The sequence below is a fragment of the Amycolatopsis sp. WAC 04169 genome (assembly GCF_003947535.1).
GTDB classification, from domain to species: Bacteria; Actinomycetota; Actinomycetes; order Mycobacteriales; family Pseudonocardiaceae; genus Amycolatopsis; species Amycolatopsis keratiniphila.
In genome coordinates this window covers 389190-403352 of record NZ_QHJI01000009.1, presented here as the reverse complement: position 1 = coordinate 403352, position 14163 = coordinate 389190, and the positions used below count along the sequence as shown (strand labels likewise).

Genomic DNA, 14163 nt, shown 5'->3' with positions numbered 1-14163 from the left:
AACCGGCCGCCGTGACAAGTTGGCTAGAGTCGGAACCACCCCCGCTCCCGCCGCAAAGGAAGACAGCGTGCCCCACTACGACCTGGTGATCGTCGGTACCGGATCGGGCAACTCGATCCTCGACCCGCGTTTCGCGGACTGGAACACGGCGATCGTGGAGAAGGGCACGTTCGGCGGCACCTGCCTGAACGTGGGCTGCATCCCGACGAAGATGTTCGTGCACGCCGCCAACGTCGCGGCCACCCCCGCCACGTCGTCGAAGTTCGGCGTCGACGAGGAGCTGACCGGCGTCCGCTGGCGCGACGTGCGCGACCGGATCTTCGGCCGGATCGACCCGATCGCCGAGGGCGGCCGCGAATACCGCGTCGGGCACGAGGACAACAAGAACGTCACCGTGTACGAGGGCGAAGGCCGCTTCACCGGGCACAAGGAGCTGCGGGTCAGCTACCCCGACGGCCGCCCCGCCGAGACGATCACCGCCGACAAGTTCGTGCTCGCCGCCGGCGGCCGGCCGGTGATCCCGGACATCCCCGGCCTCGCCGACACCGGCTACCACACCTCCGACACGGTGATGCGGCTCGACGAGCTGCCGTCGAGCATCGTGATCCTCGGCGGCGGGTACATCGCGGCCGAGTTCGCGCACGTCTTCGCCTCGTTCGGGGTGGACGTGACCGTGGTCAACCGCTCCGGCGCGCTGCTGCGCTCCGAGGACGACGACGTCAGTGCCCGGTTCACCGAGCTGGCCGCGCAGCGGTTCGACGTCCGGCTCGACCGCAAGACCGTGCGCGCGCGCAAGACCGCGTCGGGTGTCGCGCTGGACCTCGAAGGCCCGCAGGGCGCCGAGACCGTCGAGGCCGACGTGCTGCTGGTGGCGACCGGCCGCACGCCGAACTCCGACCTCCTGGACGTCGCCGCCACCGGTGTGACCACGGGCGAGCGCGGGCACGTCGTGGTCGACGAGTACCAGCAGACCGTGGTCGACGGGATCTACGCGCTCGGCGACATCTCGTCGGTCTTCGAGCTGAAGCACGTCGCGAACCACGAGCAGCGCGTGGTGCAGCACAACCTGCTGCACCCGGACGAGCGGATCGAGGCCGACCACCGGTTCGTCCCGCACGCGGTGTTCACCTCGCCGCAGGTGGCCTCCGTCGGGCTGACCGAACGCGAGGCGCGCGAGCGTGGCGTGTCGTACGTGACGTCGCATCAGGACTACGCCGGTATCGCCTACGGCTGGGCGATGGAGGACACCACCGGCTTCGCGAAGCTGCTCGCCGACCCCGCCACCGGGCAGCTGCTGGGCGCGCACATCATCGGCCCGCAGGCCTCCTCGGTGATCCAGCCGCTGATCCAGGCGATGAGCTTCGGGCTGGACGCGAAGAGCATGGCGCGCGGGCAGTACTGGATCCACCCGGCGATGCCGGAACTGGTCGAGAACGCCCTGCTGAACCTGCCCCTGGACTGACCCCCACCCGCATTTAGTCCTCTGAATGCGCCCGTGCGCATTCAGAGGACTAAATGACGCGGTCGCAGGAGCGGGCCCCGTGCCGCGCCGCGAGTGCGCTCACCGCGTTCATCTCGGTGTCCGAGGCGCCCATCAAGGCGGCCGAGCGGGCCCCATCCCCGGAAAACCGCTCGGCTGCCTCGACGTAGCGGCGGATCGCCGCCAAGAACTCCTCCCGCGCCGATGCCGCCCCTCCCGGCACCGCGCGGACCCCCGTCGCCCCCTTGAGGACGTCCTTGGCGTCGTCCACCTTCACCGCGACGTAGTGCTGCCACTTGCGCAGCTCCGTCGCGGCCTCCCCCTCCGGATCCGGCCAGTAACGCTGGATCTCGGCGCCACTGTCCTTCCACACCTGCACGCACACCCGGTCCACGGCGCGGTAGAACTCCAGCGACGAGATGGCCGCGGGTGCCCGCTCCGGCACCACGGCGACGCATACCGCGGCGAAACACGCCAGCGCCGTCCCGTACGCCAGTCCCTCGACCACGCCGACCCCCAGAACCGAGTTTTTGAACAGGTTCAACTCGCTCAGGCTATGGCTCCGCCCCGGGACGGGTCAAGAAGTTTTTTGAACGCGTTCAGACGAAGCGGCGACGGCCCGCGAAAGCACCGAAGGTCATCTGCGCTGCGAAGACCGCGAGCATCATGATCCAGGGCACGGTCCATCCGTGGGTGAGATCGTGAAGCAGCCCGAAAAGGAACGGCCCGACGGCCGCCATCAGGTACCCGATGCCCTGCGCCATCCCCGACAGCCGCGCGGTGTCCTCGCCGGTGCGCGCCCGCAGCGCGATCACCGTCAGCGCGAGCGAGAACACGCTCATCCCGAGCCCGATGAGGAGGCACCAGAGCAGCGGCGAGGCGGCGGGGGCGACCATCATGCCGACCATGCCGACGAAGCCGGGAACGCCCAGCCCGACGATCCACGGGCTCTGGCTCTTGTGCCGGGCTGCCATCGGCGCCACGACGAGGCTGATCGGGACGGCGATGAGCGAGATCAGCCCGAGCAGCAGCCCGGAATCACCCTTGCTCACCCCCGCGTCGATCATCACCTCCGGCAGCCAGCCCATCACGACGTAGGCCAAAAAGGCCTGAGTGCCGAAGAAAAGCGTGACCATCCACGCAAGGGGGCTACGCAGGAGCGATCGCCCGCTACCCTGCTTGCCTGCCTCGGCAACGGGCGCACGTCCCGCACCGCGGGCTGCGAGAATCCAGACGAGGAGTGCGAGCACCGCCAGTACCGACCAGGCGCCGAGACCTTGGCGCCAGCCGCCGAACGCGTTCTCCAAGGGAGGGGTGAGCGCGGACCCCAGGGCGCCCCCGCCCTGCAGAGCGGCGGTGTACACGCCGGTCATCATGCCGACACGTGCCGGGAAGGAGTCCTTGATGACGACCGGGATCAGTACGTTCGCCAAGGCGATTCCCGCCGTGGCGACCAGGGTTCCCCCGAGCACGACGTACGGTCCGTCGAGCACGCGCAGCACCAGGCCGACGGCCAGCACCGAAAGCGCGGACGCGATGGCCGCGCCGATGCCGAACCGGCGGGCCAGCAGCGGTGCGGCGAGTCCGGCGGCGGCGAAACAGAGGCCGGGGAGCGTGGTGAGCACGCCGGCCCAGGTCGCCGTGGCGCCGAGGTCGTCGCGCATCTCGCCGAGCATGGGGCCGATGCTGGTGATCGCGGGCCGCAGGTTGAGGGCCACCAGGATCACCGCGACACCGAGCAGGACGCCGCCGGTGATCACTCCCGGCCGCCACTCCGTTTCGATCGAGCCTTCGAGTTCAAGGCTTTCGTCGAACGGGGCCACGGATTCTCGAGAGTCGACACGCACGTCGGCTAGTATCACATACATAGGATGATTGGATGAAGGGACAACGCTGTGCCATTGGCCACCACGCGCCGTGCCGGCCTGGTCGATCAGGTCATCGAGCAGCTGCGTGACGCCGTCACGCAGGGAGAATGGCCCATCGGTCAGCGGATTCCGACGGAACCCGAGCTGGCCGGACAGCTCGGCGTCGGGCGCAACACCGTCCGCGAGGCCGTGCGCGCGCTCGCGCACACGGGGCTGCTCGAAGTCCGACAGGGCGACGGGACCTACGTGCGGGCGACTAGCGAGGTCTCGGGCGCCATCCGGCGGCTGTGCGGCTCCGAACTGCGCGAGGTGCTGCAGGTGCGGCGCATCCTCGAGGTCGAGGGCGCCCGGCTCGCGGCCGTGTCGCGGACCGAGGAGGAGGTCGTCGAGCTGCGGTCCCTGCTCGACCGCCGCAACGCCGAGCTGCGCGACGGCCATTGGGAGGACTTCGCCCGTCTCGACGCGGAATTCCACTTCGCCGTCGTCCAAAGTGGACATAACACCCTGCTGACCGAGATGTACCGCGGGCTCACCGAGGTGATCACGGCCAGCGTGGCCGCCACGTCGAACGTGACGCCGGGCCGCGAGTACCTGCCGGAGATAGGGCATGAAGGCCTCGCCGAGGCCATCGCCGACCGCGACGCCGACCGGGCCGCCAGCGAGGCGTGCGGTTTCCTGGACGAGCTCCTGGCCAGGGTGGAGCAGGACGACGCCTGACCCTGAAGTACATGAAGGCCCCCTTCCTTGCGCCTGGCGCAGGGAAGGGGGCCTTCATGTACTTACGGCAGCGTGAGGATTTCGGCGCCGTCCTCGGTCACCACGAGGGTGTGCTCGAACTGGGCCGTCCACTTCTTGTCCTTGGTGGTGACGGTCCAGTCGTCGGCCCAGATGTCGTAATCGATGGTGCCGAGGGTGATCATCGGCTCGATCGTGAAGGTCATGCCCTGCTCGATCACCGTCTCGACGGACGGCTCCTCGTAGTGCAGCACGGTCGGCGCGGTGTGGAACGCCGGCCCGACCCCGTGCCCGGTGAAGTCCCGCACGACCCCGTAGCCGAACCGCTTCGCGTAGGACTCGATGACGCGGCCGATGACGTTGAGCTGCCTGCCGGGGCGGACGGCCTTGATGGCGCGCATGGTCGCCTCGCGCGTGCGCTCGACCAGCAGGCGCGCCTCCTCCGAGACGTCACCCGCCAGGAACGTCGCGTTGGTGTCGCCGTGGACGCCGCCGATGAACGCGGTGACGTCGATGTTGCAGATGTCGCCGTCCTCGATCACCGTCGAATCCGGGATGCCGTGGCAGATCACCTCGTTCAGCGAGGTGCAGCACGACTTCGGGAACGCGCGGTAGCCGAGCGTCGACGGGTACGCGTGGTTGTCCAGGAGGAACTCGTGGATCACCTTGTCGATGTCGTCGGTGGTCGCGCCGGGTTTGACGGCCTTGCCGCCCTCCTCCAGCGCCTGCGCCGCGATCCGGCTCGCGACCCGCATCGCCTCGATCACCTCGGGTGTGCGGACCCCGTTGCCCGTGTCGCGTTTCGGCGCCGGCCGGTCGACGTACTCGGGACGGGCGATGCTGGCGGGGACGGCTCGCCGCGGCGTCTGGACGCCGGGCTTCAAGGGGGAGCGAACGGACATGAGCCCAGCCTACGACCTGGTGGCTAACCGAGCCCCGCCAGGAAGCGCTGGGCGGCCTCGACCGCGGGCCTGGACGTCCCGGCGTCGGTCGTCAGCACCGCGAAGGCCAGGTCCCCGGTGTAGCCGACGAACCAGCCGTGCGAACGCGTGCCGTCGCCGAACTGGGCCGTCCCGGTCTTTCCCCGGACGTCCGCCAAGGGCTTGAGCAGTGTCGCCGTGCCGTCGGTGACGACCTCGCGCATCATCCCACGCAGCGCGTCGAGCACCTCCGGCTTGACCGGTTTGCCGAGCCCGGACGACGTGGTGGCCATCCCCCGCACCAGCGTCGGCACCGGGACCTTGCCCGACTGGACCGTCGCGGTGGCGACCGCCAGGCCGAACGGGCTCGCCACGACGGTCCCCTGGCCGAACCCGTTCTCCGCGCGCTGCGCGACGGTGTTCGCCGGCGGCGACGAACCGGTGATCGTGGTCAGGCCGGGGATGACGAAGTCTGCGCCGATGCCGAGATCGCGCGCGGCGTCGGTCAGCGCGGCGGGAGGCAGGTCGGTCGAAAGCTTCGCGAACGTCGTGTTGCAGGACTTGGCGAACGCCGTGGAGAGCGGGACGGCGCCGAGGGCGAACTTGCCCTCGTTCGGCACCGTCCGGTTCTCGAAGGTGGCCGTGCCGGGGCAATCCACCGGGCTGTCCGCCCGCACCGTGCCCGCGGACAGCGCCGCGACGGCGGTGGCCATCTTGAACGTGGAGCCCGGCGGGAAGCGGCCGGTGAGCGCGATCGCGCCCTGCGGGTCCGCCGGGGCGTTCTGCGCCACCGCCAGCAGTTCGCCGGTCGACGGCTGGATCGCGACCAGCGCGGACGCCGTCGGGACCGGCGCGAGCGCCCGCTCCGCCGCACCCTGCGCCTTCACGCTGAGCGTGCTGACGACCGCGGGCGCCGGTTTGGGGTTTTCGGAGTGCAGGTCGACGATCTCGCCGCCGCCCGTGTCGAGGGTGACGACGCGCCAGCCCGCCGAGCCCTCCACCTGGTCCTCGACGAGCGACCGGACCGCGGGCAGCACCTGCTTGCCGAAGTTCTTGTCGTCCGGCAGCAGCCTTTCCTGCTGGCTGAACCGGACCCCGGGCAGGTCGTAGATCTCGGGCTTCACCTCTTGGTAGCTGTTCGCCCGCAGGCTCACCACCGGATAGCCGGAGCCGGGTTTGAGCGTCTTCACGCCGTCGCGGATCGACTGACCGGTCACCGACGCCTCGAACCGGTTGAGCGCCGCGCCGAGTTTGTCGGTGACGGCGACCAAGTCGCCCGCCTTCGCCGGGTCGAGCACGACGCTGACGACCGTCTGCGGGCGCAGCAACGGCGTCCCGTCGCGGTCCAGCACCGGCGCCAGATCCGGCGGGTCCGCCTTCAGCGCGATGCTCTGCTGGGCGGCCAGCTGCGGATGGAGCGCGGTGGGCAGCCAGCGCACCTTCCACCCGTCCTGCGTGGAATGGACCTGAGCGTCGGCCTTGTAGGTCCAGACCCGGCCGCGCGGCAGGTTCCAGGTGAGCTGATAGGTCGCCGTCCCGTTGTCCGCGCCGGACGCGTGCCGGACCTGCTTGTCCACGATCTTGATCGACTCGGGGGAAAGCGCCTTCCGCGCCATCTCCAGCGACTCGCGCGCGGCGTCGGGCGAATCGGTGAAGGAGGCCGCGGCGGCGACGTCACCTGAGGAGAGCCCGCCGAGGAAACCCGTGATGGCGTCCTCGGGCCCGGAATCGGCGAAGAGCCCGCACCCGGCGGCCGAGAGGCCCACCATCCCCGCGAGCACGACGACGGCGACACGACGACCTGCAGGCATGCCCCGGATCCTGCCAGCCCGGGCACCTTCCACCCGGATGCAACGCCGATCTAGAACAGAACCGTCGCGTACTGCCCGACCTGCTGGAAGCCGATCTTGCGATAGGCGGCGAGCGCCGGGCTGTTGTAGGCGTTGACGTACAGGCTGGCCGTGCGGCCCATCCCGCGGACGAGCCTGGTCACCACGGACGCCGTCCCGGCGGTGCCGAGACCGCCGCCGCGGCGTTCCGGATGCACCCAGACCCCCTGGATCTGGCCGACCGTGGAGGACATCGCGCCGATCTCGGCCTTGAAGACGACCTCGCCGTCCTCGAACCGCGCGAACGCCCGGCCGCCGGCGATCAGCTCCGCGACGCGGGCGCGATACCCGGCGCCACCGTCGCCGTTGCGGGGGTCGACGCCGACCTCCTCGACGAACATGGCGATCGCGGCCGGGAGATAGCGGTCGAGCTCCTCCGGGCGCACCGCGCGGACCAGCGGATCGGCGGCGACGGACGGGATCCCGTCGAGCGCGAGCAACGGCTGATCGTGCCGGACTTCCCTGGCGGGGCCCCATTCCGGCTCGAGTTCGTCCCACAACCCCAGCACCTGCTCGGCCGGGCCGACCAGCGACGAGCAGCTCCGCTGACGGCGCAGGGCGCGATCGGCGAAGGAACGCAGGGCGGAGGCGTTGCCGCGCAACGGGATCAGGTTCGGCCCGGAGAAGCACAGCCCTTGGAGCCTGCCCGCCCGGACGGGACGGGAGTCGGCGGCCCAGAGCTCGCCACCGAGCCGCCAGGGGTCGAGACCCGCGGTCTCCACCCTGGCACTGACCATGCAGCTGCCGACCGGGTCTGTGGCGAGCGCGGCACGGACCGCCGGATAGTCCCGATCATCGAGCAGCCGTGCACCTGCAAGCCGCAACACCACTCCAGAGTGCCAGATGAGCGGCGTAAACGGAACGCAAGCTTCACGACACGCTGAGAGAACTTCGGCAGGTCGGGGCCGCCGGATGCTAGGAACGGTCCTTTCCTCGCAAATTTTGCGAGGAAAGGACCGTTCCTAGCGTGGTCTCGACCAGTCAGCCGACCGTGACGGTGGGCTCTCCCTCGCCGATCGTCTGGCCCGACTCCTCGGCGATCCGCATGGCCTCTTCGATCAGCGTCTCGACGATCGCGTGCTCCGGCACGGTCTTGATGACCTCGCCCTTGACGAAGATCTGGCCCTTGCCGTTACCCGACGCGACACCGAGGTCGGCCTCACGCGCTTCGCCGGGACCGTTGACGACGCAGCCCATGACCGCGACGCGCAGCGGGACCTCCATGCCCTCCAGCCCGGCGGTGACCTGCTCGGCGAGCGTGTAGACGTCCACCTGCGCGCGGCCGCACGAGGGGCAGGAGACGATCTCGAGCTTGCGCTCCTTGAGGTTCAGCGACTGCAGGATCTGGATCCCGACCTTGACCTCTTCCACCGGCGGAGCCGACAGCGAAACGCGGATCGTGTCGCCGATGCCCTGCCGCAGCAGCGCGCCGAACGCGACGGCCGACTTGATGGTGCCCTGGAACGCCGGGCCCGCCTCGGTGACCCCGAGGTGCAGCGGGTAGTCGCACTGCTCGGCGAGGATCTCGTACGCGCGCACCATGACAACCGGGTCGTTGTGTTTCACGGAGATCTTCACGTCGTAGAAGTCGTGCTCGGCGAACAGCGACGCCTCCCACAGCGCCGACTCGGCCAGCGCCTCCGGGGTCGCCTTGCCGTACTTGTCCATGATCCGCTTGTCCAGCGAACCCGCGTTGACGCCGATCCGGATCGGGGTGCCGTGGTCCTTCGCGGCCTTCGCGATCTCCTTGACCTGGTCGTCGAACTTGCGGATGTTGCCCGGGTTCACCCGGACCGCCGCGCAGCCCGCCTCGATCGCGGCGAAGACGTACTTCGGCTGGAAGTGGATGTCGGCGATCACCGGGATCTGCGACTTCTTCGCGATCGCGGGCAGCGCCTCGGCGTCGTCCGCCGAAGGGCACGCGACGCGCACGATGTCACAGCCCGCAGCGGTCAGCTCGGCGATCTGCTGCAGCGTCGCGTTGACGTCGGAAGTGAGCGTGGTGGTCATCGACTGCACCGAAATCGGGTGCTCGCTGCCGACGCCCACCGGCCCGACCTGCAGCTGTCGGGTCTTGCGACGCTCGGAGAGGACGGGAGGAGGAAGCGCTGGCATACCAAGAGCGACAGTCACGCCGTCAAGCGTACCTACCCCGATCGGCGGACATCCACGACGTCAGCCGTCACGGTGAGCAGCATTACCTGGGCAGCCCAATGATGCTGACAGCGCGCTCCGTCACCGCACTCCCGCGTCACTGGAACAGCTTGACCGGGTTCACGATGTCGGCGGTGACGGTGAGCAGGGTCACCGCGCCGCCGATGAAGACGAGCACCATCGTGACCGCGGACAGCTTCGTGTAGTCGACCGGTCCGCCCGCCGCCTTGCCGCGCAGCTTCCGGATCCAGTCGCGGACCCGCTCGTACCAGACGACCGCGATGTGCCCGCCGTCGAGCGGGAGCAACGGCAGCAGGTTGAACACGCCGATGAAGAAGTTCAGGCTCGCCAGCAGGAGCACGAAGATCTCCCACAGCCCGCGCTCGGCGGCCTCGCCACCGATCCGGCTGGCGCCGACGACGCTGACCGGGGTGTTCGGGTCGCGCTCGCCGCCGAAGATGGACTCCACCACCGCGGGGATCCGCGACGGGAATTCGATCAGCCGCTTGCCGGTCTCGGCGAACATCGTGCCGGTGAAGCTGAGCGTCCCGCCGATCGCGTCGACCGGCCCGTAGGTCAGCAACGGCGGCGCGGTGTTCTGGATCGGCGAGGCGCCGATCATGCCGACGTCCTTGACCGTGGTGTTGTTGGAGCCGTCGGCGACCAGCCGCTGCACGCGCGGCACGTCGACGGTCAGGTTCAGCCGCTGTCCGTTCCGCTCGACCACGAACGGCGTCGGGCCGTTGGCGACCTGGACGGCCGCGAGCATCTCGCGCCAGGTCTTGATCGGCTTGCCCGCCACGGAGACGACCTTGTCGCCTGCCAGGAGACCGGCGGTCTTCGCGGGGGTCGGGGCGTCCGGCGGGCAGGTGGTGTCGTTCAGCTGCTCCACCGTGGTCGCCGCGCGAGCGCAGGACGTGGCGCTGATCACGGCTTCGGTGGGGGCGGCCTGCGCGGCCGGGTTCGGCAGGCCCATGGTGACGGCCATCAGGTACAGAATGATGAAACCGAGGATGAAGTGCATCGCCGAACCCGCCGACATGACGACGGTGCGCTTCCAGGTCTTGAAGCGCCACATCGCGCGCTTCGACTCTTCCGGGGTGACCTCGTCGAGCGCGGTCATGCCCGCGATGTCGCAGAACCCGCCGAGCGGGATCCACTTCACGCCGTACTCGGTCTCACCGCGGCGGAAGGAGAAGATCGTCGGCCCGAAGCCGATGAAGTAGCGCCGGACCTTCATGCCGAAGGCCTTGGCCGCCCACATGTGCCCGGCTTCGTGCAGGGCGACGGACAGGCAGATACCCAGCGCGAACAGCACGATCCCGAGAATGAACCAGAGCACGCGCTACTTCCCCTTACCGATCAGCGCACCGGCACGCGCGCGAGCCCAGCGCTCGGCAGCTAGTACGTCATCCACGTCGCGAGGTTCACGACGCCATTCGTCGGCGGCTTCCACCACCTGGGCAATAGTGTCCACAATCGAGGTGAAGCCGGTGTTCTGTGCCAGGAAGGCGGCCACCAGCTCCTCGTTCGCCGCGTTGTAGACCGCCGGGACGCAACCGCCCACGGTTCCGGCGTGCCTCGCGAGCTCGACGGCCGGGAACGCCTCGTTGTCCAGCGGCTCGAAAGTCCAGCTCGCGGGTTGGTCCCAGACGCACGCGGTCGCGACGCCGGGCACGCGGTCCGGCCAGTGCAGTGCCAGCGCGATCGGCAGCCGCATGTCGGGCGGGCTGGCCTGGGCGATCGTCGAACCGTCCACGAAGGTCACCATCGAGTGGATGATCGACTGCGGGTGGACGACCACGTCGATGCGGTCGGTCTCGATGTCGAACAGGAGCTTCGCCTCGATCAGCTCCAGTCCCTTGTTGACCAAAGTGGACGAATTGATCGTGATGAGCGGGCCCATGGACCAGGTCGGATGCGCCATCGCCTGCTCGACTGTGACGTCGGCCAACTCCGCGCGCTCGCGCCCGCGGAACGGCCCGCCGGAGGCGGTGAGCACCAGCCGGGCGACCTCGGACTCGCGGCCGGCGCGCAGGGCCTGCGCGATCGCGGAGTGCTCGGAGTCCACCGGGACGATCTGGCCCGGCTTGGCCGCGGCCAGCACGAGCGGCCCGCCCGCGATCAGCGACTCCTTGTTGGCCAGCGCCAGCGTGGCGCCGGTGGCGAGCGCACGCAGGGTCGGCGGGAGCCCCTGGGAGCCGGGGAGCGCGTTGAGCACGACGTCGACGGGGGTGGCGTCGATCATCTCGACGACCGCGTCGGCCCCGGCGAAGATGCGCGGGAGCTTGAAGTCGCCGCTGGAGTAGCCGCGCTTCTGCGCCTCGGCGTACAGCGCGAGCTGCAGGTCTTCCACGGCCGTCGGCCTGCTGATGGCGACGGCGTCGACCTGGTGCGCCAGGGCCTGCGCGGCCAGCGCGGCGGGGTCGGAGCCGCCAGCGGCGATCCCGGCGACCCGGAACAGCTCCGGGTTGCGGGCCGCGACGTCGAGGGCCTGGGCGCCGACCGATCCGGTCGAACCGAGCACGAGCACACTTCGCGAGGTAGTCATCGGGGCTCATTGTCGCTTGGGGCCCGTCGGGCGCGTGCAGCCAGGTGTGGGATCATTCGCGGGCAAGCGAACCATCGGGTTTTGAGGAGTTGATCGTGGCGAGCAAAGCGGTCGAAAAGCGCGGCCGGGTGGGCGTCGACACCGTTGACCCCCGCGACGAGCCGTCGGCCGAGTGGGGCTGGCACGGTTCCTTCCCGAAGGCGACGCGGATCGCGGGCTGGCTGAGCGCGATCATCCTGCTGGTGATGCTCTACGGCAACCACCACGGCTGGACCGAGAACCTGTGGCTGATCGGCCTGTCGCTGCTGATGATGTTCGGGCTGGTGCTCGACATCCGCAAGCAGCGCACGGCCTGGCGCAAGTAGGTCCTTCACGGCTCAAGGGCCCCTGTCCACCTTCGTGGGCAGGGGCCATTCGCCGTTCTGGGCCCACAACTCGTTGACGATCTTGACCGCGTCACCGGCCTCGACCCCGTAGCGATGCCGGTACTTCGCGGCCGGACGCTGGACCGCCGCGGCGACGTCCCCGATGGCGACGTTGTTCCAAGTGCCGTTCGGGTAGAACTGCCGCATCACGGCGAGGAACCGGCCGGTCGCCCACACCGGGTCGGTGCGCTGTTCGAAGGAGCCCCAGCTCGCGCGCTGCTGGAAGAGCCCGACCGAGTCGCCGAGGCCGCCGTCGAGGTTGGCGATACTCGACTCGACGATCACCGTCGCGATCGCGATGGCCGCCGCGCGATCGTTGAGCCCCGATCTCTGCACGGTCTCGACGATCACTCTGGCGCACGAGGTGTTGTACGGGTTCATGTAGCCGCGCATCTTGGTGGCGAGCTGCTGGTTGAGGCTTTGGGCGGAGTCGGTGTCGTCGGCGGACGCGCCCGCCTGGGCGCACGGCAGGGCGATGTGTTCGACCTGGTCGGGCCGGATCTCGGTGGGCGGGAGCAGAACGAGGGAGAAGGCGAGGTACGCGGCGGTGAACATGCGGCTCCGTTGGTCGTGAGTGGCGATTCGTGTTCTAACCCGAATCGCCACTCACGACCACCCGGACGGCACCCCCGCGTGAACGGCTACCCGACGACCATCCTTTTGGGTTAGGTTCCCCCTCATGAAGCTGCGCTGGGGTGTCACCGCTGTCGTTTCCGCTCTCGCCGCCGTGTTCCTGCCCGGCGTCGCCACCGCCGCGCCCGCGTCCTCGGCGTCCTTGCCGATCGTGCGCTGCGAGTTCACGCCGACGCCGGAAAACCCCGCGGCCCGTCCGGTCCTGCGGCCGCTCCCCTTCGCTCTGACCCGCGGCACCGTCGACGTCACCTTCCGCTTCAACTACGGCCCGGTGACCGTGCGCCTGAACCGCGCCGGCGCCGCCCCGTGCGCCGTCCACAACCTGGCGAGCCTGGCCCTGCAGCGCTTCTACGACCGCAGCCAGTGCTGGCGCCTGACGAACTCCTCGCGCCTCGGCGTACTGCAGTGCGGCGACATCTACGAAGCCGAGAAGGGCGGGCCGGGCTACAAGTTCCCGGACGAGGTCGACGGCACCGAGACCTACGAACGCGGCACCATCGCCATGGGCAACCAGGGCCCCGGCACGAACGGCAGCGAGTTCTTCATCGTGCACTCGTTCGCGAACATCCCGAAGAACTACTCGGTGATGGGCAAGGTCGTGCGGGGTATGGAGGTGCTGGACCGGATCGTGGCGAACGGCATCATCCCGACGGATCCGAACGGGCCGCAGGACGGACTACCCGCGAAGCCGGTGAAGATCCAGAAGGCGACCGTGGGATTCTGAGGTGGCTGCGGGCCGTCCAGTCTTACGGAAGCGGATCAGAGCCGATCGATTTCGATCCCCTTCGAGTCAATGATCGCGTAGTCGCCGGGATAGGGAACCCACACCCCGATCCCGTTGGGCCACGAGACGATCTCAAGCGAGGCCACGTTGGCGATCGCGGTCCGAAGGAAGACCGCCTCACCATCTCTCAGGGAGAAGGTGGTTCCTACCGGTTCGAAGCACACTTCGGTGCTTTCCCCTTGCGCCGCAGCGAACTTCAGATCTACGACCTGGCCGCCCTCACTCATTTGACTCCACGTCACTCTCCTGGCCGCCAAGGAGCCCGAGGAACTCTCCGAAATCGCGGGCGACCCGGCGGGGAACTCGATCTTCGTCGATGTAAACGACGGCAGGCTCATCGCCGCTTCCACAGTCGCGATAGTCGAGCATGACCGCGTCATGCCCACCGGAAGGCATATCGAAGAGCACTATTCCGATATCCGGGTATTCCCACTCCGAAATCAAGTCCCGGCTGCCGTGCCCGCCGCTTGAGTCGATTCCGTGGTCACCACCGATTCCGAGCAGTGATCGCACCTCGAAATGATCGTCCGCCCACGAGGTCGGGAACGACGTCGGACACAGTCGGCGGCGGAGGAGCCCGCCGTTCATCCGACGCAAGATGTCCAAGTAGGACGAGGGGAGACGATACCCGAGTCGTTCCTCGGCCTTGCTGATCAACGCATCGTCGACAGCCGGGCCAGTGAACATGTCCTCACGTGCGAACGGTTCGATCACCGTCTTCCTC

The 14163-nt window shown here is 69.1% G+C and carries 15 protein-coding genes; 4 read left to right on the top strand and 11 right to left on the bottom strand.

The annotated features are described in order from the left end of the window. Nucleotides 1-67 precede the first annotated feature (67 nt). Nucleotides 68-1462, top strand: coding sequence for a mycothione reductase (locus DMC61_RS27130; protein WP_125692301.1), 1395 nt, complete (start codon nucleotides 68-70; stop codon nucleotides 1460-1462). Nucleotides 1463-1511: 49 nt separating this feature from the next. Here the strand turns inward: DMC61_RS27130 and DMC61_RS27125 are convergent, their stop codons facing one another. Together DMC61_RS27125 and DMC61_RS27120 are read right to left on the bottom strand one after the other, a co-directional pair. Then, complete coding sequence (locus tag DMC61_RS27125) at nucleotides 1512-2024, bottom strand: hypothetical protein (protein ID WP_233594961.1); 513 nt, start codon at nucleotides 2022-2024, stop codon at nucleotides 1512-1514. Between the two features lie 55 nt (nucleotides 2025-2079). After that, complete coding sequence (locus tag DMC61_RS27120; RefSeq protein ID WP_125692299.1) at nucleotides 2080-3327, bottom strand: MFS transporter; 1248 nt, start codon at nucleotides 3325-3327, stop codon at nucleotides 2080-2082. Nucleotides 3328-3375: 48 nt separating this feature from the next. On the opposite strand from DMC61_RS27120, the gene DMC61_RS27115 reads away from it, so the two are divergent. Continuing rightward, the gene (locus DMC61_RS27115; RefSeq protein WP_125692297.1) at nucleotides 3376-4065 is read left to right on the top strand and encodes a FadR/GntR family transcriptional regulator; all 690 of its coding nucleotides are present in this window, start codon (nucleotides 3376-3378) and stop codon (nucleotides 4063-4065) included. A 62-nt stretch (nucleotides 4066-4127) separates the two neighbouring features. On the opposite strand, the gene map is transcribed toward DMC61_RS27115, so the two are convergent. From map to dxr, 6 genes are all read right to left on the bottom strand, one after another. Then, nucleotides 4128-4985 carry a type I methionyl aminopeptidase gene (gene map, locus DMC61_RS27110; protein WP_016336173.1) on the bottom strand — a complete coding sequence of 286 codons (858 nt, stop codon included), beginning with the start codon at nucleotides 4983-4985 and terminating at the stop codon, nucleotides 4128-4130. Nucleotides 4986-5008: 23 nt separating this feature from the next. After that, the gene (locus tag DMC61_RS27105) at nucleotides 5009-6814 is read right to left on the bottom strand and encodes a penicillin-binding transpeptidase domain-containing protein (protein WP_125692295.1); all 1806 of its coding nucleotides are present in this window, start codon (nucleotides 6812-6814) and stop codon (nucleotides 5009-5011) included. A 50-nt stretch (nucleotides 6815-6864) separates the two neighbouring features. Further along, nucleotides 6865-7719 carry a GNAT family N-acetyltransferase gene (locus DMC61_RS27100; protein WP_043848294.1) on the bottom strand — a complete coding sequence of 285 codons (855 nt, stop codon included), beginning with the start codon at nucleotides 7717-7719 and terminating at the stop codon, nucleotides 6865-6867. Nucleotides 7720-7873: 154 nt separating this feature from the next. Further along, a complete protein-coding gene (ispG, locus tag DMC61_RS27095) occupies nucleotides 7874-9025 on the bottom strand; it encodes a flavodoxin-dependent (E)-4-hydroxy-3-methylbut-2-enyl-diphosphate synthase (protein WP_073849032.1) in 1152 nt (383 codons plus the stop codon). A 118-nt stretch (nucleotides 9026-9143) separates the two neighbouring features. Further along, nucleotides 9144-10388: an RIP metalloprotease gene (locus DMC61_RS27090; RefSeq protein ID WP_125692293.1), complete on the bottom strand. Its 1245-nt coding sequence runs from the start codon at nucleotides 10386-10388 to the stop codon at nucleotides 9144-9146. Nucleotides 10389-10391: 3 nt separating this feature from the next. Further along, nucleotides 10392-11597 (bottom strand): 1-deoxy-D-xylulose-5-phosphate reductoisomerase, encoded by a 1206-nt coding sequence (gene dxr, locus DMC61_RS27085; protein ID WP_125692291.1) that lies wholly within the window; start codon nucleotides 11595-11597, stop codon nucleotides 10392-10394. A gap of 95 nt (nucleotides 11598-11692) precedes the next feature. On the opposite strand from dxr, the gene DMC61_RS27080 reads away from it, so the two are divergent. Next, entirely contained in the window at nucleotides 11693-11962 is a 270-nt protein-coding gene (locus tag DMC61_RS27080; RefSeq protein ID WP_037342353.1) for a DUF2631 domain-containing protein, read from the top strand. 12 nt (nucleotides 11963-11974) lie between these two features. Here DMC61_RS27080 and DMC61_RS27075 read toward each other — a convergent pair whose 3' ends face one another. Continuing rightward, nucleotides 11975-12577: a hypothetical protein gene (locus DMC61_RS27075; protein WP_125692289.1), complete on the bottom strand. Its 603-nt coding sequence runs from the start codon at nucleotides 12575-12577 to the stop codon at nucleotides 11975-11977. A gap of 124 nt (nucleotides 12578-12701) precedes the next feature. On the opposite strand from DMC61_RS27075, the gene DMC61_RS27070 reads away from it, so the two are divergent. Continuing rightward, a complete protein-coding gene (locus tag DMC61_RS27070) occupies nucleotides 12702-13379 on the top strand; it encodes a peptidylprolyl isomerase (protein ID WP_125692287.1) in 678 nt (225 codons plus the stop codon). A gap of 35 nt (nucleotides 13380-13414) precedes the next feature. Here DMC61_RS27070 and DMC61_RS27065 read toward each other — a convergent pair whose 3' ends face one another. Together DMC61_RS27065 and DMC61_RS27060 are read right to left on the bottom strand one after the other, a co-directional pair. Next, nucleotides 13415-13666 carry a hypothetical protein gene (locus DMC61_RS27065; RefSeq protein ID WP_125692285.1) on the bottom strand — a complete coding sequence of 84 codons (252 nt, stop codon included), beginning with the start codon at nucleotides 13664-13666 and terminating at the stop codon, nucleotides 13415-13417. Further along, entirely contained in the window at nucleotides 13659-14153 is a 495-nt protein-coding gene (locus tag DMC61_RS27060) for an SMI1/KNR4 family protein (protein ID WP_125692283.1), read from the bottom strand. Before DMC61_RS27060 ends, DMC61_RS27065 begins: the two co-directional genes overlap by 8 nt. Between the last annotated feature and the right edge of the window lie 10 nt (nucleotides 14154-14163).